The 23,745-nt window shown below is 39.8% G+C and carries 22 protein-coding genes; 18 read left to right on the forward strand and 4 right to left on the reverse strand.

Annotated elements, in window-relative coordinates; genetic code table 11:
* The first annotated feature begins 4 nt into the window (after positions 1 to 4).
* The 9 genes from AOC33_RS03740 to AOC33_RS03780 all read left to right on the forward strand — a co-directional run bounded on the left by AOC33_RS03740 (position 5) and on the right by AOC33_RS03780 (position 9,328).
* A complete protein-coding gene (locus tag AOC33_RS03740; protein WP_089515227.1) occupies positions 5 to 418 on the forward strand; it encodes an acyl-CoA thioesterase in 414 nt (137 codons plus the stop codon).
* 1,001 nt (positions 419 to 1,419) lie between these two features.
* Positions 1,420 to 2,493 carry a dTDP-glucose 4,6-dehydratase gene (gene rfbB / locus AOC33_RS03745; RefSeq protein WP_089515228.1) on the forward strand — a complete coding sequence of 358 codons (1,074 nt, stop codon included), beginning with the start codon at positions 1,420 to 1,422 and terminating at the stop codon, positions 2,491 to 2,493.
* Between the two features lie 62 nt (positions 2,494 to 2,555).
* Complete coding sequence (gene rfbD, locus AOC33_RS03750; RefSeq protein WP_089515229.1) at positions 2,556 to 3,554, forward strand: dTDP-4-dehydrorhamnose reductase; 999 nt, start codon at positions 2,556 to 2,558, stop codon at positions 3,552 to 3,554.
* A gap of 48 nt (positions 3,555 to 3,602) precedes the next feature.
* Positions 3,603 to 4,502 carry a glucose-1-phosphate thymidylyltransferase RfbA gene (gene rfbA, locus AOC33_RS03755; protein ID WP_089515230.1) on the forward strand — a complete coding sequence of 300 codons (900 nt, stop codon included), beginning with the start codon at positions 3,603 to 3,605 and terminating at the stop codon, positions 4,500 to 4,502.
* Positions 4,503 to 4,589: 87 nt separating this feature from the next.
* Positions 4,590 to 5,141: a dTDP-4-dehydrorhamnose 3,5-epimerase gene (gene rfbC, locus AOC33_RS03760; RefSeq protein ID WP_219349894.1), complete on the forward strand. Its 552-nt coding sequence runs from the start codon at positions 4,590 to 4,592 to the stop codon at positions 5,139 to 5,141.
* 95 nt (positions 5,142 to 5,236) lie between these two features.
* The gene (locus tag AOC33_RS03765; RefSeq protein ID WP_089515231.1) at positions 5,237 to 6,484 is read left to right on the forward strand and encodes a flippase; all 1,248 of its coding nucleotides are present in this window, start codon (positions 5,237 to 5,239) and stop codon (positions 6,482 to 6,484) included.
* A gap of 66 nt (positions 6,485 to 6,550) precedes the next feature.
* Complete coding sequence (locus tag AOC33_RS03770) at positions 6,551 to 7,423, forward strand: glycosyltransferase (RefSeq protein WP_089515232.1); 873 nt, start codon at positions 6,551 to 6,553, stop codon at positions 7,421 to 7,423.
* A complete protein-coding gene (locus AOC33_RS03775; protein WP_089515233.1) occupies positions 7,423 to 8,148 on the forward strand; it encodes a glycosyltransferase family protein in 726 nt (241 codons plus the stop codon). Before AOC33_RS03770 ends, AOC33_RS03775 begins: the two co-directional genes overlap by 1 nt.
* Before the next feature lie 79 nt (positions 8,149 to 8,227).
* Positions 8,228 to 9,328, forward strand: coding sequence for an MraY family glycosyltransferase (locus tag AOC33_RS03780; RefSeq protein WP_089515234.1), 1,101 nt, complete (start codon positions 8,228 to 8,230; stop codon positions 9,326 to 9,328).
* A gap of 50 nt (positions 9,329 to 9,378) precedes the next feature.
* Here AOC33_RS03780 and AOC33_RS03785 read toward each other — a convergent pair whose 3' ends face one another.
* Both AOC33_RS03785 and AOC33_RS03790 read right to left on the reverse strand, forming a co-directional pair.
* Complete coding sequence (locus AOC33_RS03785) at positions 9,379 to 10,203, reverse strand: glycosyltransferase family 2 protein (RefSeq protein WP_089515235.1); 825 nt, start codon at positions 10,201 to 10,203, stop codon at positions 9,379 to 9,381.
* A complete protein-coding gene (locus AOC33_RS03790) occupies positions 10,200 to 11,495 on the reverse strand; it encodes an O-antigen ligase family protein (RefSeq protein WP_089515236.1) in 1,296 nt (431 codons plus the stop codon). Before AOC33_RS03790 ends, AOC33_RS03785 begins: the two co-directional genes overlap by 4 nt.
* Positions 11,496 to 11,515: 20 nt before the next feature.
* On the opposite strand from AOC33_RS03790, the gene AOC33_RS03795 reads away from it, so the two are divergent.
* Positions 11,516 to 12,385, forward strand: coding sequence for a glycosyltransferase family 17 protein (locus AOC33_RS03795; RefSeq protein ID WP_089515237.1), 870 nt, complete (start codon positions 11,516 to 11,518; stop codon positions 12,383 to 12,385).
* On the opposite strand, the gene AOC33_RS03800 is transcribed toward AOC33_RS03795, so the two are convergent.
* Positions 12,361 to 13,128, reverse strand: a complete 768-nt coding sequence (locus AOC33_RS03800) for a hypothetical protein (RefSeq protein ID WP_219349895.1) — start codon at positions 13,126 to 13,128, stop codon at positions 12,361 to 12,363. The two genes, AOC33_RS03795 and AOC33_RS03800, sit on opposite strands and share 25 nt — an antisense overlap.
* Before the next feature lie 47 nt (positions 13,129 to 13,175).
* On the opposite strand from AOC33_RS03800, the gene glf reads away from it, so the two are divergent.
* The 8 genes from glf to AOC33_RS03840 all read left to right on the forward strand — a co-directional run bounded on the left by glf (position 13,176) and on the right by AOC33_RS03840 (position 22,090).
* Complete coding sequence (gene glf, locus AOC33_RS03805; RefSeq protein WP_089515239.1) at positions 13,176 to 14,267, forward strand: UDP-galactopyranose mutase; 1,092 nt, start codon at positions 13,176 to 13,178, stop codon at positions 14,265 to 14,267.
* A 12-nt stretch (positions 14,268 to 14,279) separates the two neighbouring features.
* Positions 14,280 to 15,260 carry a hypothetical protein gene (locus AOC33_RS03810; protein WP_089515240.1) on the forward strand — a complete coding sequence of 327 codons (981 nt, stop codon included), beginning with the start codon at positions 14,280 to 14,282 and terminating at the stop codon, positions 15,258 to 15,260.
* A complete protein-coding gene (gene galE, locus AOC33_RS03815) occupies positions 15,257 to 16,264 on the forward strand; it encodes a UDP-glucose 4-epimerase GalE (RefSeq protein ID WP_089515241.1) in 1,008 nt (335 codons plus the stop codon). The genes AOC33_RS03810 and galE overlap by 4 nt, the downstream gene beginning before the upstream one ends.
* 155 nt (positions 16,265 to 16,419) lie before the next feature.
* A complete protein-coding gene (gene waaC, locus AOC33_RS03820) occupies positions 16,420 to 17,535 on the forward strand; it encodes a lipopolysaccharide heptosyltransferase I (RefSeq protein WP_089515242.1) in 1,116 nt (371 codons plus the stop codon).
* 38 nt (positions 17,536 to 17,573) lie between these two features.
* Positions 17,574 to 20,048, forward strand: a complete 2,475-nt coding sequence (locus AOC33_RS03825) for a Tex family protein (RefSeq protein WP_089515243.1) — start codon at positions 17,574 to 17,576, stop codon at positions 20,046 to 20,048.
* A gap of 69 nt (positions 20,049 to 20,117) precedes the next feature.
* Positions 20,118 to 20,303: a hypothetical protein gene (locus AOC33_RS03830; protein ID WP_089515244.1), complete on the forward strand. Its 186-nt coding sequence runs from the start codon at positions 20,118 to 20,120 to the stop codon at positions 20,301 to 20,303.
* Positions 20,304 to 20,570: 267 nt separating this feature from the next.
* Positions 20,571 to 20,840, forward strand: coding sequence for a helix-turn-helix transcriptional regulator (locus AOC33_RS03835; protein WP_180738092.1), 270 nt, complete (start codon positions 20,571 to 20,573; stop codon positions 20,838 to 20,840).
* A complete protein-coding gene (locus AOC33_RS03840) occupies positions 20,840 to 22,090 on the forward strand; it encodes a HipA domain-containing protein (RefSeq protein ID WP_089515245.1) in 1,251 nt (416 codons plus the stop codon). The genes AOC33_RS03835 and AOC33_RS03840 overlap by 1 nt, the downstream gene beginning before the upstream one ends.
* Positions 22,091 to 22,194: 104 nt before the next feature.
* Here the strand turns inward: AOC33_RS03840 and AOC33_RS03845 are convergent, their stop codons facing one another.
* Positions 22,195 to 23,730: a TolC family protein gene (locus tag AOC33_RS03845; RefSeq protein WP_180738093.1), complete on the reverse strand. Its 1,536-nt coding sequence runs from the start codon at positions 23,728 to 23,730 to the stop codon at positions 22,195 to 22,197.
* Between the last annotated feature and the right edge of the window lie 15 nt (positions 23,731 to 23,745).

The following is a 23,745-nucleotide window of genomic DNA, read 5'->3' on the forward strand; positions in this document are numbered from 1 at the left end:
GTAAATGCAATTATTGAAGTTAAATACTTGGCATGAATTCTTGTATACAGTTTCAATGAGGGATACAGATGCAACAGGTTTAGTTTTTCATCCCAAATATCTTGAAATATTGACTGCGGCACGAGAAGACTTGGCGGAGCGTCTTGGGATGGACCTTCAGAGCTTGAATAATAGATATGGAGCCATGCTTGTGGTGCATACTATGGATGTAAATTTTATTGGGCCAGCCCGTTTGCGCTCTGAGTTAATGGTTAAAACTGCAATTCTCAAGATTAAAAACGCAAAAATTACAATCTCACATGAAGTATTTTCAGTTGGAGACGGTAATAGATTAATTCTTCGTGCCTTAATGACTTATGCGTATGTCGATGCAAATACTTTACTTCCAATGTCAATTCCGCTCGAGTTTATATCTTAATTTTGTGTCTTGTGAAGATTTTCAATATCCTAATCATTGGGAGATAAAGTTGTCTTTATCATCAGATTCAATTTCATGAGTTCCTTCTAAATATTCCATTACAGCGCTTGTTTTAGACTGGGAAGCCCTAATAATAAAAATGATGGGTATCCTAGAGCTAGAGCTTAGAGAGTCGTTGCCATCGGACTTCTTTTATTTCAAGAGGTTGATTTCTATGTTTCTCAAGAAAACTATCTCAATTGACTTCCTGTCACTTTTATAGATATCCCATGGCCAGGCAGTGGAATGCTTTACTTGGCAGACAGCTATTTTCTGGTGGGCGCAAGTGAAGCATTTTTTCAATTGCATCTATATCGCTAGTGGCCGTCAAACTGCTCCAGACCCGATTCTTTACTATCGACTCATCAAAGCTAAAGTGATCTAAAGTGAGGATTTAGTTGCCATGGATGTGTTACAAAAAGTCCCAGAGAAATCCGATTAGCTGCAAAATCTTGGGGTCTATGAGCGCCAAAAAATACGGATTAATCAATTTTTAGACAAATATATACATAATTAACTATGATGAGTTGCGTCCTCGTATTAGGCTTTGGAAAACAATTCGGTATTTATTTCGATAGCATTAGTAGAAAAGATAACGATTATCAGGATGGCACGGTAAGCTAAGAGTTGAATAGCTACCGATCTCTCTAAGATGGTTTTATCGAGTTCAGTAAAAATCAGGTACATCAAGTTATGAAGGTAGTTGCGCGCGCCTCAAAAGAATCCAGGAAATTAGTGAAATGAAATAACTATTTTCTAAATAAGAATCAATGGTTTGGCATGATTTAATTCGGCGACTTATTTGTTAAAAACATGTGTGTCGTAAACAGAAGAAGCATTTATATATCGCTGAACTAGGTGATTTACTGTTGTCAACGATCTCTTCATTTCAAGCTTTGAAAAATATTCAAATAGTACCTTCCTGTGAGAAAATCATGATTATTCATTTAAGTAAGTAAATTATGATCCTAGTCACAGGCGGTGCAGGGTTTATCGGCGGCAATTTTGTGTTGGATTGGTTGGGCAATCCTTCAGCTGAAGGTGTGGTTAATCTTGATAAATTAACCTATGCAGGTAATTTGACCACTCTACAGTCTTTGTCTTCTGATACTCGTCACGTGTTTGCGCATGGTGATATTAGTAATTACGAGTTAGTTCTGTCTTTACTTAAAAAGCATTCCATTCGCGCAGTTGTGAACTTTGCTGCTGAGTCCCATGTGGATCGCTCGATTCATGGCCCTGGTGACTTTATTCAGACCAATGTGGTGGGTACATTTAATTTGTTGGAAGCAGTTCGTGCTTATTGGTCAGATTTGCCAGAATCAGAAAAAAAATCCTTTCGTTTCTTACACGTGTCGACTGATGAAGTTTATGGATCTTTGTCTCCAGCGGACCCTGCTTTCTCAGAAACTAATCCGTATGAACCGAACAGTCCATACTCTGCATCTAAGGCAGCATCTGATCATTTGGTGCGTGCTTGGCACCATACCTATGGCTTGCCAGTCTTAACTACCAATTGCTCTAATAATTACGGCCCTTATCACTTTCCAGAGAAATTGATTCCTCTAGTGATTCTGAATGCCCTCGCTGGTAAACCTTTGCCTATTTATGGCGACGGTCAGCAAATCCGTGATTGGCTCTATGTGAAGGATCATTGCTCAGCTATTCGTCGTGTATTAGAAGCAGGTAAGTTAGGTGAGACCTATAACGTGGGTAGTTGGAATGAAAAACCAAACCTAGACGTTGTTCATACAATTTGCTCGATTTTGGATAGCTTACGTCCAAAGGCTGATGGGACTTCTTACGCATCACAAATTACTTATGTCAAAGATCGCCCGGGCCATGATCGTCGCTATGCGATTGATGCCACTAAACTTGAGCGTGAATTAGGCTGGAAACCCGCTGAAACGTTCGAGACGGGTATACGTAAAACAGTGCAGTGGTATCTTGATAACCAAGGGTGGACTAATGGAGTTCTCAGTGGCTCTTATCGTGATTGGGTGCAAAAACAATACAGCAATCCAACTGATCAATGATGATTGATTGCTGGTTGTTCATTCTAATGACTAATAATTAATAGCTAATTGCTGACCCTTATATGTCTTACTCATCCTTTGAACTTCTAGATCACAGCCGACCTGTTTTGGTATTTGGACGAAATGGACAGGTAGGTAGAGCTTTGCAAGTTTGTTTAAAAGATCTGAAGGTACCCGCTGTTTTCTTGGGTCGTGCTGATTGTGATTTAACGAGTGAGTCTTCTATTGTTAAGGTATTAAATCGTTATCAGCCCCAAGTAATCATCAATGCGGCTGCTTATACAGCTGTTGATAAGGCTGAGAATTTAGGTGAACGAGACCATGCTTTTGCTATCAATGCCAGGGCACCCGCTGTGATGGCTAGTTACATTGCCAATGTAGCTCATGGCATTTTGGTTCATTATTCAACCGATTACGTCTTTGCAGATACCAAAAAAGATGCTTACTTTGAAACTGATCCAGTTGGGCCCGTTGAGAATTTAAATATCTACGGCCAGAGTAAGTTGGCAGGCGAACGGGCGATTGAAGAGGTATTCAACTTAGCCCATAACTCTGGTCACACAAGTTACGCTGATAAGTTTGCAAGATATTTCATTTTGAGAACATCGTGGGTGTATGGCGATGGTGGTAACTTTATTCGCACGATATTGCGTTTGGCTGCTGAGCGAGATCAATTGAAAGTGGTGGCTGATCAAGTAGGTGCTCCGACATCAGCCCAATGGTTGGCCGAGATAGGTGTTCAAATGGCTGGGTCTCGAGTTGAATCAGGAATCTATCATGCAGTACCTGATGGTGAAGCTTCATGGCACGGTCTAGCTGTATTTGCGATAGAAACTGCAGCCAGTTGTGGTGAAGGCATTGAAGTGAGGTCTGAGAATATCTTGCCAATACCCGCGAGTGATTATCCTGTGCCTGCAAAAAGACCTTATAACTCCCGATTAAGTAGTGCTAAGTTAAAGAAGGCTCTCTCTGAGATGGCTTTTACTGGTCAATATCCACATTGGCAAAAACAAGTAGAAGCATATGTTAAAGAATATGTGTCAAACTCTTTAAAAAGCTAGTTCACTATTAATATAAGAAAATATAAAAAATATTGAGAAAGTACAACAATGAGCAAACATTCATTGAATAATCGTAAAGGCATCATCCTTGCTGGTGGCTCTGGTACACGTTTGTATCCAGTGACTCAAGCCGTTTCTAAGCAGTTGATGCCGGTGTATGACAAGCCGATGGTGTATTACCCACTTACAACATTGATGTTGGCTGGTATCAAAGATATTTTATTAATTTCAACACCGCAAGATACGCCTCGTTTTACTGAGTTATTGGGTGACGGTTCTCAATGGGGTTTGAATATTCGGTACGCTGTACAGCCTTCTCCTGATGGTTTGGCGCAAGCATTCATCATCGGTAAAGAATTTGTGGGTAATAACCCTTCAGCTTTAGTGTTGGGTGACAACATTTTTTATGGCCATGAATTAGTCAATCAATTACATTCTGCCAATCAACGAACTTCAGGTGCCACAGTATTTGCCTATCACGTGAACGATCCTGAGCGTTATGGGGTTGTTGAATTTGATGATTCTTTTAAGGCTTTATCGATTGAAGAAAAGCCTGTGAAGCCAAAGAGTAACTATGCTGTCACTGGTTTGTATTTCTATGATCAGCAAGTGTGCGACATTGCTAAATCTATCAAGCCAAGTGCTCGTGGTGAATTAGAAATCACAGCTGTGAATGAGGCATACTTAAAAATGAATCAACTTCAAGTTGAGATCATGGGTCGTGGTTTTGCCTGGTTGGACACGGGCACACATGATTCTTTATTAGATGCAGCAGGCTTTATTGCAACACTTCAGAAGCGTCAAGGTTTGATGGTGGCTTGCCCAGAAGAGATTGCATATCGCCAAGGCTGGATCAGCGCTGAGCATGTGCTTAAATTGGCTGCGCCACTGAAGAAAAATGCTTATGGTCAGTATTTAGAGAAAATGTTGACTGAGCGATTGTCTTAACTTTTTGTATTCAAGCTTGTGTTTAGAATAGCCAAGAGTTTCATCCATTCAGTAAAAATTAAAGTAAATTAAAGTGAAGAACAACTAATGCCTATAACTGCGACCCCTACTTCAATACCTGATGTTTTAGTGATTGAGCCAACAGTTTTTGGCGATGATCGCGGTTGGTTTTTTGAATCATTTAACGAAAAAGACTTTTCTGCTGCAGTAGGTAAATCAGTTAGTTTTGTTCAAGATAATCATTCATCCTCTAAAAAGGGTGTGTTGCGTGGTCTTCATTACCAAATGGAACAAACGCAGGGTAAGTTAGTTCGGGTATGTCATGGTGCTGTGTTCGATATAGCTGTTGATCTTAGAAGGTCATCTCTAACGTTTGGTAAATGGATGGGTGTCGAGCTATCAGCAGAGAACAAAAAACAATTATGGGTGCCTCCGGGGTTTGCTCATGGATTTTTGGTGCTGTCTGAGACCGCTGAGTTTTTGTACAAAACAACTGATTACTGGCATGCAGGGAGCGAAAAGTGTATTGTTTGGAATGATGAAACTTTGAATATCCAATGGCCTAATCTTGGAATGCGGCCAGTACTTAATCCAAAGGATGCGGCTGGTTTAACCTGGAATGATGCGCCAAAGTTTTAATTCCTTTCAACGTGTGACGATTAAACCATATAGCAAATATTCAATATCCTATTAATTTTTTAGAAAGAATTACTATAAATTTGCTTGGAGACGTTATGAGTAAAAGGTACGTTAATCTGAGTAATTTATCGGGTGCATTTTTTTTGCAGGCGGGCAACTTCTTGGTCCCCATTGCTCTGCTACCAATACTTATTAGTTCGCTTGGCATTTCTGGATATGGAACTTTTTCCTTTATCTATGCAGTAATTCAGTATTTTATTCTTTTGACTGATTGGGGGTTTATTCTCTATGCCACCAGACAAGTGTCTTTGCATCGCCATGATCGCGAGATTGTTTCGCAAGTATTTTGGACAACAATTTTTACCCGGTCGTTTTTATGTGGAATTTCTTACATCATTTTAGAGTTGGGATGTTTGCTTTTTGATATATCGCCAAATGTATATCGATGGGCATTTTTAGCAGTTTGCGCATCAGCAATTTCCCCGATATTTTTTTTCCAAGGTCAGGAGCAATTAGGCAGGGTTGCCTTAATAAATACACTTATTAAGTTTTTGACAGTTCCTGTAGTGTGGCTAACTGTAAATGACCCTGATCATTTAACTCTAGCCATATCAATTTATGGAATATTTAATTTTTTAGCTTCACTATCTATTTTTGTTTATCTTTTAAGGCTGAATCGAATAGATTTTCCAGTTCTTGAAAAAATTAATATTTTTTATACATTAAAAGATAGCTGGCCTTTATTTATTTCAACGGCCTCAGTTAGTCTTTATACAAATAGTAATATTGTAATTCTTGGGCTTATGGTGAATCCAACGACTGTTGGGATATTTTCTAGCGCAATGTTGATCATCAGGGCCTTGCAGGGAATTTATCAACCGGTTTCACAAGTCTTTTTCCCAAAGATAAGTCATGCATTTAGTAAAGATTTGGATGATGGAATTGCCATATTTCGATTTCTACTACTCTGGCAGGGATCATTAACATTAGTTGCTTCCGTTAGCTTATTTATTTTTGGCCCTCAAATTATGCTGTTGCTAATTGGTGAAGATTCAGAAACTGCTACTTCAGTTATTCTTTGGCTGTCCCCTTTAATTTTTTTAACCGGGCTATCTAATATTTTTGGAATTCAGGGAATGGTGTCTCTTGGGTACAATCAAGCATTCAAGAAAATTCTACTGATTTCGGGGGTGTTGAATATAGGGCTGGCTATACCGATGTCGTTTTTAATGGGTGCACAAGGTACTGCCATCAGTGTTTTGTTGACAGAATTAGTGATTACAGTTGCAATGTGTTGGTTTTTGTATCTTCGTCAACCACTCTTTTTTAAGAATATTTTTTAATTTAGGGCAGTTTAATGGTACTTCCTTTCAATGCCCTTGATGTAAGCAAGCCAAATAGGAATATCCATGAATAAAGTAGCTGCAGTTGTTGTGACATTCAATCGTCCCAAAGAGTTAAAGTTGGTTGTTCAGGCCTTGTTAGATCAAACAGTGAAGCCCAACACGATCATAGTGATTGATAATGCTGGTCCCTTACCGGCTATAGATGTGCTAGCCCCTCATCCAAATCTAAAAATTATTCGTTTAAGTGAAAACACTGGGGGGGCAGGTGGGTTTTCACAAGGTATCTATGAGGCATTAAAACTCGATACCGATTGGATATGGCTGATGGATGATGATGCCATTCCAAGAGTTGATGCTTTAGAAAAATTAATTGATGCTACAAAAACTTCAGAAGAAAATATTGGAGCATTATGTGGCTGCGTTTATGAATATGATGCAATTGCAACAGCTCATCGTAGAAATATAAATTTTCTTTTTGGATTTGAGTCGAGTTTGCCAGTATCCGCATATAAGGCTGATGTTGAGATTCAAACAGGTTCGTTTGTGGGATTTTTCGTGAGGTCTATTGTTCCTAAAACAATTGGCTTGCCAAATACAGATTATTTCTTGGCGTATGACGATACCGAATATTCACTCCGTATCCAAAGAAATGGTTGGCGTTTAAAGCTGGTTCCAGGTAGTAAGATTGATCATTTGCGACCTCAGGGTTCAAGATTGCGACACGGAGAGTTTTCTCAAAAGCATTTTTATAATGTAAGAAATCGTCTCATCACAATGCGAAACTATTGCTCATGGCCATTATTGGCATTGATATGGGCAAGCTGTGTTGGAGTTGCTATATGGTTAAGAACAGATAAGCGTTTTAGTGAAAAAAATAGAAATCTATTCGTTATGGCTATCTTGGATGGCTGGGCTGGAAAATTGGGTAAGCTTTAATGTTAGTTGTATCAATTGTCAGTCACGGTCATGGCGACATGGTTATAGGCTTGATTAGGCAAATTCTGACTTTTCCTGAGGTTGATAGGCTTATATTAACCCTGAATATTCCAGAAAGTACTCCAAAATTTGCAGATTCACGTGTTGTATTGATTAAAAATGACAGGCCTATGGGGTTTGGAGCTAATCATAATCAAGCATTTAATAAACTTAAATCTACTAAATTTTGCGTTTTAAACCCAGATATTACGTTTCATAATAATCCTTTCCCTGACTTACTTAAAGTACTCGAGGATAAAGATATTGGGCTTGTTGCTCCGCTGGTGGTGCAACCAAATTCTTCCCCTGAAGATAGTATGCGTTTTTTCTTAACTCCATTAGGATTGATCAAAAGAGTGATTGGATTAAACCGTGCTACATATTCAATTTCTCATCAAGACTCTGATATAAAACCTGACTGGGTTGCGGGAATGTTCATGTTATTTAATTCTGAGACTTATGACTTGGTGAAGGGGTTTGATGAGCGATATTTTATGTACTGTGAAGATGCAGATATTTGTACAAGAATATGGAAAATTGGTTCTAAAGTAATTGGAAAACCATCGGCTTACGTGGTCCATGAAGCGCAAAGAGCTAGTCGATATAAGCCCAATCATTTATATTGGCATCTCTTTAGTCTTTTTCGTTATTTTTATAAACACTCATTTTCATTGCCCAAGAAGTGAATTTCATGATTAATTATTCATTATGTCAGACAGTGTTTACGTTCACGTTCTTGTTTAAGCAATCTGAGATAATCAAAGAATGTCAGCGCTAGCGTTCGCCTTCCTTTTAAGCCTTCTATTTACTCTCTTTCTGGTGAGATATAGCTTTTTGCATAATTCATTCAGTGCAGATTATGACTTGAATGGAGTGCAAAAATTTCATGCTAATCCAGTGCCCCGTATAGGAGGCGTTGCATTAGTTTTTGGCCTTACTGGGGCCTTTTTTGTGCGTTATTTAAAAGATCCGGATGTTGCAAACTTCTGCTTTTTATTGCTGATGTCTGCAATGCCAGCATTTTTATTTGGATTGCTTGAGGATTTGACTAAACGTATTGGTATAAAAATTAGATTGTTAGCAGTTATTTTTTCAGCCTTGATGGCTGGATATTTTTTGGAATCTTGGTTATTAAGCTTACAAATTTTTGGAATTGATAACCTAATTCTCGCGTACCCAATGGTTTCAATTTTAATTACGTGCTTTGCAGTGGCAGGTGTTTCAAATGCTTTTAACATCATAGATGGTTATAACGGTCTATCCAGTATGGTTGGATTTATTATTCTTGGTGGAATTTTTTATGTTGCATTTCAGCTGGGTGATTTTTCAATAATGATCGCAGCCCTTGCGTTGATGGGTGCAATTCTTGGTTTTTTGATTTTCAACTATCCCAGAGGGTTGATTTTTCTGGGAGATGGTGGTGCTTACTTAATTGGATTTTGGATTGCAGAGCTGTCAATTTTATTAACTGCTCGTCATTCCGAAGTTTCTAAATGGTTTCCATTGTTGTTGTGCGCATATCCAATTGTTGAAACTTTATTTACAATTTATCGCAGAATTATCATTCAACGAACCCATCCAGGAATGCCAGATGCTGCTCATTTACATCAGATGATTTATAAACGGATTGTGAGATGGGAGGTTTCATCAAATGATTCCAGAGATATTGTTATTAGGAATTCTTTGACTGCGCCATATCTCTGGGTTTTAACTTCCTTAGCGGTAATTCCAGCAGTTTTATTTTGGGATAATGTTTGGGCTTTACGTGCTTTTACGCTATTATTTTTAGTCTCATACATATTGCTTTATAGACGTTTAGTTCTGTTTAAGGTTCCGGCCTGGCTAATTATCAATCAACGTCGTTAGGATATCTAGTGGCGCTTTGATAATGCAGATGGTTAAACATCTGCTAATCTTTACAGCCACCTAAAGTTGGTATTTTCTCGAATGCCATGCATCGAAATGCCGTACTTGGCGACCTCTTCATCGCGCCAAGTTCTTTCTTGACGTTTTCGTCTGATTTTTGTCATCTTGCGCTCTAACCAAGATTGGTTGAGAAGACGGTAGTTATATCTGTAAGGCAGGTTCTGATTTTCTTTTAAACCACGCTCTAGTTTCATAGCGGTTTGAGTGATTGAGCCATAGTGGTGTAACCATGAGGCTCCTGTCATCGCCATTTTTAGGTTAGCCTTCTTGGCTTCATGGAAGAACATGGTATCTTCATAACCCAGTAGCTTCGGCACAGGTTGAAAGTATCCAATATCCATCCAGACTGATTCATGAATGGCCAAACATACAGCATGACGAGCACCGATGCGGTGCTCGTTTTTCATTTTGGCTTGAGCTTCTTTTTCGAAAGAAGTAAAGTCATAATCCAGCTTACCTTCGATAAGTGCTGGAGAGACAATTTTTAGGTTTTGACTTTCTGCAGCGCCGATGAGGTTTTCAATCCAGTTGGGTGAGACCAATACATCGTTGTTCATCACAATGGTCCACTCGGACTGTAAATGCAAGGCGCCTTGGTTCCAGGCTACGCCACATCCTAAATTTTGGTTATTGAATATTCTTCCGCCCAAGGGGAGGGTGCTGAGGTAGTCACGGGTTTCATCTTTAGAGCCGTTGTCAACAACGACCAAGCGATCCAAAGGGGTGCCATGAGCAATCATGCTATCAACACATAGCTTGGTGTATTCAACCGAGTTGTAGCAAGCAAAGGTCAGAGAGTATTTATTTTTATTCATGAATTAGAAGACTTCTCCGCAATAGTTTGTGAGTAAATCATAGCGATGAGTAAACCATAAAAACTACTTGTGTACTTCAAATTGAAAATTTCAACACTCATAGATGAAATTGTTAAGCATACAAATAGTGCTAGACCAAGGTGATTGCTATTAAAGGTTTTAATACTAGTTCCTGGTGATCGAGAGAGGGATTTTAAGTAAACATAAAAAGGAACAAAAAGAGTGACAACAATTGCTAAGCCACCAAAGACGCCAGATCTGAGTGCATTGGCAATATACTCGTTATGTGGACCTGCTTTTGCAATTGTTTCAAGAACAATCGGACTGTAGTTTCCAGTGAGATTTTGATCATTTAACAAATGTTGATAACCTGAATCTCCGTAACCTAGAAAGGGGTTTTTTTGGAGAAGCTCCCAAGTGACTTGCCACATGCTAAGTCTAATGCCTGCGCTGGTATCTTTAGCTGTTGTGAAAAGCCAAGAATGAATTTCATGAAATCCTGAGTCAATTCGTGCCTGAAAGTTGGTGAAAGCTGAGTAACCAATCCAGGTAGTTACCAACAATAATCCGCTTAGTAAGAGAGTTAACTTCAGATTATTTTTAACATTTATTGCTCCCCAGGCTATTAACAAAAAAGGTATGGCAAGCCAAGCCCCTCTAGTTCCAGAGCCAATAACTAGGTATGTTCCAAGCGCTAATCCAAGAGTGGCAATACATAATCTTAATTTTTGATTCAGAGGATTATTCAAGCTTATAGAGAAGAGCAGTAAGGATAATGTTAGTGTGGAGTAGACACCAAAAGCATTTGGGTCAACAGGCTTGGTAGCAAATCGGCCGCCCCAAAAAGCTGGAACTTCAGGGTGTTGGAGTAAATAAATAAAAGTTGCTAAGAATGATAATGACAATACATATGGTGAAGCTTTTACTAAATTGAGTGGTTTATGGCACAAATAAAGAAAGATGGGAATGCAAAGAAGCATTCTCAGGGGCGCATCAAATGCTTTCAGGAGGAGTTCGCCACGCAATCCTTGAGTGATAAGAATTGCTAAAAAACCAGCAGCTAAAGATGCAATGATTAATTTGACAGATTTTTTTTGGCTTTGATCAAAGACTTTTGGAATTAGAGATTTGGACCTTATTAAGCCAATCGATGTAAGAGTGAACAGCAAAAACAACAAGCCATTAGTCCACCCCTTGGTCGTCATTAAAAATACAGGGGATGCAAGCAGTATTGCTTTTATAAGAAGGTCAAAAATCTCCAGAGACGAGAATTGGGTAATATTCTTAATCATTTGAAGATTATAATTTATATATGAATAATCAAGTAATTACACTGCCCCCCAAAGTCTACGATTGCTTTTGTTACTTTAATGAAGATCTTTTGTTAGAACTTCGTTTAGAGACCTTGTGGGATAAGGTTGATTATTTTGTTGTTTGCGAATCAGTTTTAACTATTTCAGGCTTACCGAAGCCTCTTTATTTTGACCTGGAAAAGTTTCAAAAATACAAAAGTAAAATCCGACACTTGGTTGTTAGAGACTATCCATTTGATACCTGTGATGCATGGCGCAATGAGCGATGGCAGCGAGATTACTTAATTAACGGCCTTTTTGATGCAAATCCAGATGATTGGATTCTTTTGTCTGATGTCGATGAGATTCCACGGCCAGAAACAATTAAAAATTACAACCCTGCTATTGGTCGCCGCGGTGATTTTCAACAATACATGTATGCCTACTATTTAAATAACCGATGGGAGACTGCTGGTGAGCCTGTCATTTGGGTAGGTTCCAAGATCACAACTTATAAAAATCTATTAGGATTTTTTAACGGAAGCATGGAGTATTTGAGGGGTTATAAGATTCCTGGTGTCCTCAGAGGTATCCGCAGAGCCTTTTTCAAGAAATTTCTCATACAGAAAATAAACAATGGTGGTTGGCACTTTACATGGATGGCTGGTGTAGAAAAGATTATTCAGAAGCTTGAGAGCTTTGCTCACCAAGAATTTAATAGGCCTGAATTTAAGAAACCAGAAAAAATTAAAGAACTCATTCATTCAGGAAGAGATGTCCTGTTTCCTGATAGAGCCTATAAAGTTCAATGTTTAGATCAGCAATTTCCTGAATACTTAGTTAAAAATCAGGAAAAATTTGAGAGTTATTTACTTAGGAAAGTTGGATAGTTAATAGCTATTGCAATTCTCTTTGCTAGCGGATTTTTAGTGAAATTTTGATGAAGATAGCTGCCATGTTTATAGGTAGCCCTAAGGAATTGATGATTACGCATCCACGAATCAACTCTTTTTTCAAACAACTCCCCGCCATAAGAAGGATATCTTTCTGATGCAGCATTGATTTCTTCATATATGGCTCCTCTAAAGTCTGATGTTCGAACCAGGTACATTTGATCCGAAAATCCATAACCTAGGTAAGAATTGGGATTTTGATCAAAGGATTCTGACTGGGCCTCTTTATACTTTTTATCCCATGTGAGATTGAAAACTTTCACTTGAGTGTTTTCTTCAAGAACCTGAATGCCTTGATCTAGCCAATTAGATGAGATGTTCTTTTCGGGTATGGTGTCACTTGAGAAGTGAAGTAGATATGTTGTCTCAGTTAGGTATATAGATACTAGTTCAGCAATTGAGTAGTAATAACCTTTACCGAGTTTTTCTTTGCTCAAGTTAAAAAAGGCTAAAGCTGCATCTGCATATTCGTGAACATGCACAAATTGATCAATAACACCTTTGTCAATCAATCGCTGGGCATAACCTTCGACTTCCAAAGGATTTTTTACATTATTAATATATAAAATACGGTTGTTAAATTGATGATTGCAACGCCTCACCAAATCCTCTAATCGTGATGTTTTTAGGACAAGTTCCCAGTCGTTTTCCCAGACTTTTGTTTCAAATGTAATGGTCATAATAGAGGCCTAACGTGAGAGAATTATGTAATTCTAAGGGAAATAATATGAAATACGATTTTTTGATTGTTGGAGCTGGTTATGCTGGTGCTGTAGCCGCACGTGAGCTAGCAGATGCTGGCCATAAGGTCTTGGTAGTTGATAAAAGAAATCATATTGGAGGTAATGCCTTTGATACCTTAGACGAAAACGGGGTTTTGATACATCCTTATGGACCTCATATCTTTCACACCAACTCTAGAAAAATATTTGAGTACCTTTCGCGCTTTACGGAATGGAGATTTTATGAGCATAGAGTGCTTGCTAAAGAAAAAGATGCTTACTATCCAATCCCCATTAATCGTATAACAATAAACAAGGTTTTTAATTTAAATTTATCTGAAGAAGAGGTCGAAGGTTTTCTCGATACCAAGAGAGTCAAAAAAACTGAAATCAAGACCAGTGAAGATGTTGTTTTAAATAGCGTTGGTCATGAGTTATGCGAAATGTTTTTTAGGGGATATACAAGAAAACAGTGGGATTTAGATTTATCAGAGCTGGCTGCTGGTGTCGCTGCAAGAATTCCAACAAGAACAAATGATGATGATCGATATTTTTCGGATACATTCCAAATGATGCCCTCTCATGGGTATACAGCGATGTTTGAAAGAATCCTTGATTCTAAAAATATCGAAGTGAGACTGAGTTTTGATTATCTTTTAAATAGAAAAGAGATTAATTTTGATAAATTAATCTTTACTGGACCTATTGACGCATATTATGAAAATTGTTTTGGAAAACTTCCTTATAGAAGTCTGAGATTTGAGCATGAGCATTTTGCTGTTGATCAATTCCAGTCTGTTGGTACAGTGAATTATCCTAATGAGCAAGACTTCACTAGGATCACCGAGTTTAAACACATTACGGGTCAAGTAGTTTCTGGGACATCAATAGTAAAAGAATATTCTCAAAGTTCTGGCGATCCATACTATCCTGTGCCCAACCCCATTAATGAAAGTCTTTATCAGAAATATTTAGCCAAGGCTGAGCTTGAAAAGAATGTTTACTTTGTTGGTAGACTGGCTCAGTATCGTTATTACAATATGGATCAAGTGGTGGGTTCTTCTCTAGCTTTAGTTAATAAAATTTTAGATAAGTAATTAGGGGTTGGATTGTTTAAAAAAATATTAGTGGTAAGTCCTTCAAATTTAATTACGGGAGGCCCTGAAGCTCTCCATCACCTCGTGCATGAGATGAGAATTCTTGGCTTACCTGCTTACATATGCTATTACCCTTTTAACGAGCGCCATGAAATTCCTGAGCCTTATAAAGGCTATCAAGTTGATCAAACTCAATATATTGATGATTCGGATAACTTAATTATTTTTCCTGAAACTTATACTGAGCAATTAAGCAGGGTAAGGTTTTCAAAAGTAGCAATATGGTGGCTATCGTTAGATAATTTTTTGGTAAAAAATCAGCGTAAGAATGATAATTTCTTTCGGGAAAAATTAAGGTATCTAAGGCTGTCATTCAAAGGGTCAAGGCCTTTCTTGGGGGTCCGCGGTCTTAAAAAAGCTATTCATTTTTCTCAAAGTCAGTACGTAGCCTCATACCTTTCAAAAAGAGGTATCAAATCAAATTTACTATTTGAGCCCATTAATTCAAAGTTCTTAACTCCTCCTGATGAGAGTATTGATTCGCCTAGGGAAAATATCATTCTTTATAACCCAGCCAAAGGCTTAAAAATCACAAATAAGCTAATAGCTTCATTTCCAAACTTTAAGTTTTTACCTTTGAAAGGTTTTACAAGAGAGCAATTGGTTGAAAAAATGAAGTCAGCCAAGATTTATATAGATTTTGGTAATCACCCCGGGAGAGATAGGATGCCGAGAGAGGCTGCTATGCTTGGTGCATGCGTTATAGTTAGTAGAAAGGGTTCTGCAGCTTACTCAACCGATGTACCTCTGCCAGAGAAGTTTAAGTTGGATACACTATCGGATAGTTTTCATCGGGTTTTTGAAGCACTCGTTATTGAAATTTTTAATTCATTTGATCAAATTAATGACGAATTATCTGGTTATAGAAAACACTTAATTTCAGAGCCAGAAATATTTGTTAATCATATTAAGCACTCTTTTTTAAATAAATGATTCTCTTAACTGGCGCAACCGGGTACATAGGCTCCCATACCTGGGTAGAGTTACTTTTAGCTGGTCATCAAGTGGTAGGAATTGACAATTTCTCGAATTCAAATCCCAAAGTATTGAATCGAATTAAGCAAATTAGTGGTCAAGAGCCAGTTTTTTACTCTGGTGATGTCAGAGATCGTGCGCCGCTAAACAAAATATTTCAGACTCACAATGTTAAGGCGGTTATTCATTTTGCTGCATTAAAAGCAGTGGGAGAGTCTGTACAAAAACCTCTTCAGTATTATCAAAATAACTTATCTGGCTTGCTGATGTTGGCTGAAGTGATGCAAGAGCACAAATGTACTCATTTTGTCTTTAGTTCTTCTGCAACTGTTTATCACCCTAATAATCCAATACCATATCAAGAAAATATGCCTTTGGGGTCGACCAGCCCTTATGGATGGAGTAAGTATATGAGTGAACAAATATTGCGTGATATTGAAATTGCTAATCATGATTTTTCAGTCGCTTATTTAAGGTATTTCAATCCAGTGGGCGCTCATGCCAGTGGATTAATTGGTGAAGATCCCCGTGGCGTACCTAATAATTTGATGCCTTACGTCACCCAGGTCGCAGTTGGTCAACGTGACCATTTATCAGTTTACGGTGGAGACTGGCCGACTGCAGATGGCACTGGGGTTCGTGACTATATTCACGTGGTAGATTTGGCGCGAGGACATGTTAAGGCCCTAAACTATTTGCTATCGGGTAAAGGTTCAATAACCGCTAATCTAGGTGCTGGTAAGGGGTACAGTGTGCTTGATCTTGTGAAGGCTTTTGAGAAAGCTTCAAATAAGAAGATACCTTATAAGATTGTTGATCGTCGAGCTGGAGACATCGCTGCTTTTTATGCTGACCCCACTTTGGCAAAAGACAAGCTTGATTGGAGCGTTGAGTACGATCTAAATCGAATGTGCGAGGACAGCTGGCGCTGGCAATCTCAAAATCCAAATGGGTTTGAGTAAAAGATTAAATTCCCTTATTGAGCTTAAAAATGAGCAAAGCTCTCTACTCTTTCTCATAAGGTAAGCTTCATTACACTCATAAGCCGACATGGATCTTTTAAAGTCTCCGCACTGAAAAACCTAAGTCCTTTGGTATTTAAGCGAAAATAGAGCCCATGAAGATTTTGATTGTTAAATTGTCCTCTTTGGGTGATGTTTTGCACAATTTGCCCATCGTTTGGGATCTGCGTGCCAAGTATCCAGAGGCCCAAATTGATTGGGTCGTTGAAGAGGGCTATGTGGGGCTTTTGGAGCCTCTGAAGAGTCTGACTTCACCAGCGGGTGATTCTATTGCTGGTATCAACAACATCATTCCTTTAGCGTTTCGTCGTTGGAAAAAGGCATTGAAGCGCGGTGAGTTCATCCGCAGCATTCAGGAATACATTGTCTTTAAAGAGCAATTTAAGTCTGGGGTATTTGCTGACTATGATCTGATCATTGAAACCCAAGGTTTGCTCAAGTCTGCTTGGGTGACGCACTTGGTCAATCCCAATAAGACTGCTTCAGTCTTTGGTTTGGCCAATCAGACCGAGTTTTCTGGTTACGAGCCTTGGGCTCGTCGTTTTTATACTGACGCGGTACAAGTGCCGTTTCATTGTCATGCAGTTGATCGCTCGCGTTGGGTGACTGCCTCAGCACTTGATGTATCTGTGCCTGATCGTGTGGCGTCACCTCCACAGTTTTATCCTCAAGCTTATGTTCAGTCTTTGGTCGATGCTGCTAAGTTGGGTTTTGCATCCACCCGAGTCGATTTAGGTTTTGATGTTTCTAAACCCTATGTGATGTGTTTTCATGCGACGGCTGGTAAATCTAAGCGTTGGTCAGACGATGCCTGGGTGGCCGTTGGTAAAGAGCTGATCGGGCGCGGTATACAAGTGGTTTTGCCGTGGGGCAATGACAAAGAAAAAGAAGTCAGTCAGCAATTGGCGAAGAAAATGGCGGGTCAGTACACATTGTCTGGTTTGGTGGGTTCTAAAGCAATTGTGCCAAATGCGTTTTCAATTGCTGATGCCTTTGGCTTAGTGGCAGGTGCCAAGATGACCATTGGTGTTGATACAGGCTTGACCCATTTATCTGCCATTTTAGGTATGCCAACAATTGAGTTGTATTGTGATTCTCCTCGCTGGAAGACTGAAGGCTATTGGTCTTCAAATATTCATAACTTGGGTGATAAGGGTGAGCCACCGACTACCCAAGAAGTGATCAATATCATTCAGTCGCACTTCTCTTAAATCATCTTTTAATTAATCCCAATCATTTGAGTAAGCCCATGGATTTAAATTTGCCTTCGGCAGAGCAGATTGCTTTGCGCATTAATAACCAAATCGCCACAGAAATGAAAGTGCGGCCTCAGCAAATTGGGGTGGCTGTTGGTTTGATGGATGAGGGGTCCACAGTTCCCTTCATTGCGCGTTATCGCAAAGAAGTCACGGGTGGCTTGGATGACACACAGCTGCGCAATATAGAAGAACGCTTGCTGTATTTGCGTGAGCTTGAAGAGCGTCGCGTGGCGATTCTGAAATCAATTCATGAGCAAGGCAAGTTGACTGATGCTTTGATGGCATCTATTGGGGCTGCCGATACCAAGCAGGCTTTGGAAGATCTTTATTTGCCTTATAAGCCTCGTCGCCGTACCAAAGCTATGATCGCTCGTGAAGCAGGATTAGAGCCTTTGGCTCGAGCCTTGATGGCTGACCCTACTCTCGACCCTCAAGTTGAAGCTGTTAAATATATCAATATTGATCCAGCTGCCTATGTAGCTCTCAGTGCTGAAGATATTAAGAAGTCTCAAGCTGGTGATGAAAGTGTGAATGGCGGTGTGCCATTGGTGCCTGATGTTAAAACAGCTTTGGATGGTGCCAGGGATATCTTGGCTGAAGAGTTTTCTGAGATGGCGCCTTTGCTAGCCAAGCTTCGTGACTTCTTGTGGTCACAAGGTTTAATGACATCCAAAGTTGCTGATGGCAAAGAGATGGCAGAAGAGGAAAAATTCCGTGATTACTATGCTTACTCTGAACCGGTTCGTTTGGTACCTTCACACCGTGCCTTGGCTCTTTTTAGAGGACGTCAGTTAGGGGTATTGCAGTTGAAGTTGAGTTTGGAAGAATCTCAAGAAGCTTTGGTGCCTCACCCTTGCGAAGTAATGATCGCCAAGCATGTAGGCATTGAGTCATTGGGCCGTTCAGCAGATAAGTGGTTAGCAGAGGTGTGCCGTTGGACATGGCGTGTAAAAACGTCTTTGTCGCTAGAAATGGCATTGTTCACACAATTGCGCGAAGCTGCTGAGACAGAGGCGATCAAAGTTTTTGCACGCAACCTCCACGAACTTTTATTAGCCGCTCCCGCTGGTCCGAAAGTGGTGATGGGGGTTGACCCAGGAATTAGAACGGGTTGTAAAGTCGCGGTCGTTGATGCCACAGGTAAGTTACTAGAAACTTCCACGATTTATCCACATGAGCCACGCAAAGACTGGGATGGTTCTTTGGCAGTCTTAGGAGCTTTGTGTGTGAAACACCAGGTGTCTTTGGTAGCCATTGGTAATGGCACTGCCAGTCGTGAGACTGATCGCTTGGTGAAAGACTTGATGAAACTTTTATCGGCAAAGAAAAGTGATCAAAATACTTTACAGAAGATTGTGGTGTCTGAGGCTGGCGCCTCGGTTTATTCAGCTTCTGAATTAGCCGCTCTGGAGTTTCCGGAACTAGATGTATCACTTCGTGGTGCTGTATCGATTGCACGTCGTTTGCAAGATCCATTGGCGGAATTGGTGAAGATTGAGCCCAAGGCCATTGGTGTGGGTCAGTATCAGCATGATGTGAATCAATTCCAGCTTTCTAGAACTTTGGATGCTGTTGTAGAGGATTGCGTGAATGCCGTGGGTGTTGATCTGAATACAGCATCAGTGCCATTGCTATCCAAAGTATCTGGTCTAAATGCTGGCTTAGCCAGAAACATTGTTGCTTTTAGGGATAGCAAGGGACGCTTCAATAATCGTGAGGCTTTGAAGGAAGTGCCGCGTTTAGGTGATAAAGCCTTTGAGCAAGCCGCAGGATTTTTGCGCATCAGCGGTGGTGATAATCCACTGGATCAATCTTCTGTTCATCCCGAGTCTTATCCGCTGGTTGAGAAGATGTTGAAACAATTGGGTCAACCAGTGACTGAAGTGATTGGTAATAAAGAATTACTCAAAAAGGTTGCCGCCAATGATGTGATTCAAAAACTGGTGGATGACAAATTTGGTGTTGTCACCATCAAAGATATTTTGATTGAATTAGAAAAGCCTGGTCGTGATCCACGACCAGAATTTAAAACAGCGACCTTCGAAGATGGCGTTGAAGATATCAATCAATTGATTCCGGGCATGATTTTGGAAGGTGTTGTGACCAACGTGGCAGCCTTTGGTGCTTTCATAGACATTGGTGTTCATCAAGATGGTTTGGTGCACGTCTCTGCGTTGGCAGATAAGTTTGTTAAAGATCCTCATGAGGTGGTTAAAGCTGGTCAAGTGGTCAAAGTAAAGGTGCTTGAAGTGGATGTGAAGCGTCGACGCATTGGCTTAACGATGAAGTTGAATGATTCTGCGCCGTCGAATACTGCGGTTCGTTCACAAGCTGGCGAAAGAGTCAATAACAATGGAGCGAAGACTTCCTTAAAACCCTCGAGTCAAAGACAGCAGACTTCGTCTGCACCAGTAGGGAATACTGCTTTTGCTGAGGCGTTTGCTAAGTTGAAGGCAAAAAACTAATACTAGTTTTTATAAGAAGGTTATTGAGTGTTGTAAGATTTGCACTCAATAACTTCTCATCATTTTTCCATGACAGTAGCTGCAATAGATTCTTTTGAGCATTTAGCTACAAAAGCAGATTTACATCTTTTTGAGATAAGGGTTCTGCAATCTCAAGATGAAATGAAAAATGATTTGATCAAGTGGATGGCGGGCTTGTTGTTTATTCAAGTCGGTCTTTGTTTGAGTGTGGTTCTATTCTTCCACGGTAATTGAAGTGAGTGAAATAGAGTTTGTGATGGCATCGATATTGAATAAGTTAAAGACTTACCTATTGTTATCAAAGGCACTGATAGTTAAATTGAAACAAAAAGTAAGCGCTAGACGTTTAGTGGCTTTAGGTGGTTCTGAGCCTCAGCTAAAAAGCATTCCAAGAAGAAGGCCTTATGACTGATTCTAAATATTATTACTTTTCGGTAACAATATTTAGAATCAAGGTATATAATAATATTTAATTACCTTTAAGTAACTAAATATTAGATTATGCGAAAATATCATAAAAAATTACCGTTAAGTAATATAGTTAGCCTTAAGATCACTGATACCAAAACCTTGGGTGAATTGCTGCGTGCCCAAAGAAAGGCTTTGGGCCTGACTCAATTAGACATGGCTGGCGTTGGGAATAGTGGTAACCGATTCATTGTTGAATTGGAGGCTGGTAAACCAACGGTTCAGTTCCAAAAAACTTTGGACACACTCAACCTTTTGGGTTTGGAAATGGTGATCAGAGAAAAAACATCGGGTGATCTTTGATGCCTCAGGATTCCTTAGATATTTACTGGGAGGGTGATTTGATTGGCCATATAGTCGATGGATCGCCGCTGTCTTTTGAGTATGACTCAGAGTGGTTATCAAAGAAAGATCACTTTGCTCTATTGGGTATTCCCAAAATGGTTGGAGTACAAAGTGGTCCAATGATCACTTCATTTTTTGAAAACTTATTACCTGAGGCAGAGTTAAGAGAGTATTTAACTTCACAGCACAAGGTGGGAAGTTTGTTTGGTTTGCTGTGGAAATTTGCTGGTGACACAGTGGGTGGTTTCGTTATGACTCCGTCCGGAACTGTTGTTGAACCACTGGCTTACGAGAAAACCACTTGGGAAAAGCTAGCTAAAAAAATTCAAAAAGACGGCATTCATAATGCCGGTGGATTGCTTGAAGCAAGTCGCATCTCAATTGCAGGAGCTCAGCGCAAATTTTCAATTGCAATATTCAATGACAATCAAGTGATGCTTCCATTGGGAGTGTCACCATCAACACATATTGTTAAACCAGAAATCATTAAGTTTGAAAATATTTGGCGTTCAGCTTTGAATGAAGCCATCATCATGAAGACTGCATCTTTGTGTGGCTTAATAGTTGCAGAGACGTTTTATGAGCCATTCACTGAATCATGTGTTGTTAAAAGATTTGATAGATTTTTTGATGGTGAAGTGAAAAAAGAAAATCTTAAAAGAGTGGTTCAGTACGATTTTTGTCAATTATTTGGCAAGACATCTGATAGAAAGTATCAGCAAGATGGGGGCCCCGGTCTTGTGGATTGTGCAAGCCTAATTAAGAAACATAGCTTTGATGCTGCTAATGACATGAAGTCATTGGTGCAGTGGTTGTTTTTTAATTTGATGGTGGGCAATCATGATGGTCACGCCAAGAACCTATCCATTAATAAGATTGATGGTAAGTTTTATTTGTCACCCTTCTATGACTTAATGTCAACTCAGGTCTACAAAGGAATTTCTTCAAATTTGGCCATGTCAGTTAATGGTCAATATGAAGCTGGTCAGATTGGCGCTAAAGAGATCTCGGGTTTTTGTGAAGATCTGAATCTTCAGCGAGGTTATGTGATCAAGATTGCTGAGGATTTATTTGAAAAATTGCCAGATTCATTAGAAAAGGCCATTTTAAGTTGCAATGCCAAGGACCCTAAGAGCCAAAGTTTTATAGATAAGCTACAGATTTACGTTATGAGTAACAGCCGTAAATTAATGAAAAGAATAGCTTGAATATTTTCTAGTAGAACTCGCAGGGATTATTCAGATTTAGATAGGTGATTTTGTACTATGGTGCAATTTCAGAATGAAAAAATTGCACCATAATGCAAGATAACTTATTTCAACAAAGCATTCACTGCTTGTAGGTCCTCATCGCTGAGTACTGCTGCTTGAGCTTTGAGCTTGAGACCATTCAAGATGGTGTCATAACGGGCCTTAGCCAGATCTCTGCGAGTCGTGAACAAGGTATCTTGGGCATTTAGTACGTCGATGTTGATGCGCACACCCACTTCGTAACCAAGCTTATTGGATTCCAAAGCGCTCAATGCTGAAATCTCAGCGGCCTCGTAAGCTTTTACTTGAGCCAAACCATTGTTAAATCCTAAGTAGGCTTGACGTGTGGTTTGAGCCACAGAGCGGCGGGTGTTTTCTAAGTCAGCCAATGCTTTATTGGCTAATGCTGATTTTTCTCGCACCACTGATTGGTTGTATCCACCTGAGAAAATTGGGACCGTCAATTGAATGATGGCTTGGTTCGAATAGCTTTTAGATGAGAACGCAGTTCCATCCTGTGGAAGAGTACTTTCACTATCAGCGTAACCTCGTTGCACCACTAAGTCGACCGATGGCGCATGGCCAGCGTACGCTCGCTTGGTATCTTTGGTTGCGACATCATAAGAAAGTTTGCTTGCGATGATGTTGTAGCTCACGTCGCTGGCCTGGTTGACCCAGTCTTGCATTGTTTGGCCAGGAGTTACAGTTAGGGCGCTTTCAACATTGACCTTGCTTGGTTTTTCACCTTTTTTAAGTTTGACTTTTCTATCTTTAGCCACCACATCAATTTTGGCAGTATTACTCAATGATTTGACTTGGGTGATTTGTTTGCCAGTGATTTGTTCTAGTGCGCCACGTTTGATTGTTAAATCAGCTTCTGCAGCCAATTCTTGGGCTACCACTAAGTCATAACGAGATTGTGCTTCATGGGTATCAGTAATGGTCGATGTACCTACTTCAAAATTACGCTTAGCCTGTTCTAATTGTTCAGCAATCAATGCTTTTTTATTTCTGAACAGATTTAAAGAATCTTCAGCATTTAACACATTGAAATAAGCTTCGGTGACGCGTATCACCAAATCTTGTTCAGCAGCAGCGTATTGGGCTTCTGCAATGGTTGCATTGAGATCACCTTGACGAGCTTGCTCAAACTTGTCCCAATTAAATAGAGGTTGAGTGAGCTTGACGTTCCAACCTCGAGACATCAAGTCATTGCGACGATTGCCAGTTCGTTGGTTGTAAATATCATTTTTAGTTTCATTACCAGTTCCAACAACTTGCGGCAATAGCACTGATAGACCTTGCCAACGTTTTTCTTTACCAGCTATAAAGCCATATTTAGCGGCATTGAACGTAGGATCATTGAAAGCAGCTTCACGATACAAGCTGAGCAAATCCAACACTTCAGTGTTGGGGTTATTTTGTTTGACTTGGGTGGCTGGATTGCTTGTGGTTACCGTGCTTGGTGGCACAGTAGAAACTGAGCCTTGAGCCAAGACTGAAAGACTGGCCACTGATCCTGCGAAAGCTAATGCAAGCATCATTGCCAACTTTTTCTGTGCAAAGTGCTGAGGAAGGCAAAGAGTATTTGATTTCATCCTATCATTTTGCAT

Origin of the sequence: Polynucleobacter cosmopolitanus, from assembly GCF_002224225.1 — a bacterium.
GTDB lineage: Bacteria > Pseudomonadota > Gammaproteobacteria > Burkholderiales > Burkholderiaceae > Polynucleobacter > Polynucleobacter cosmopolitanus.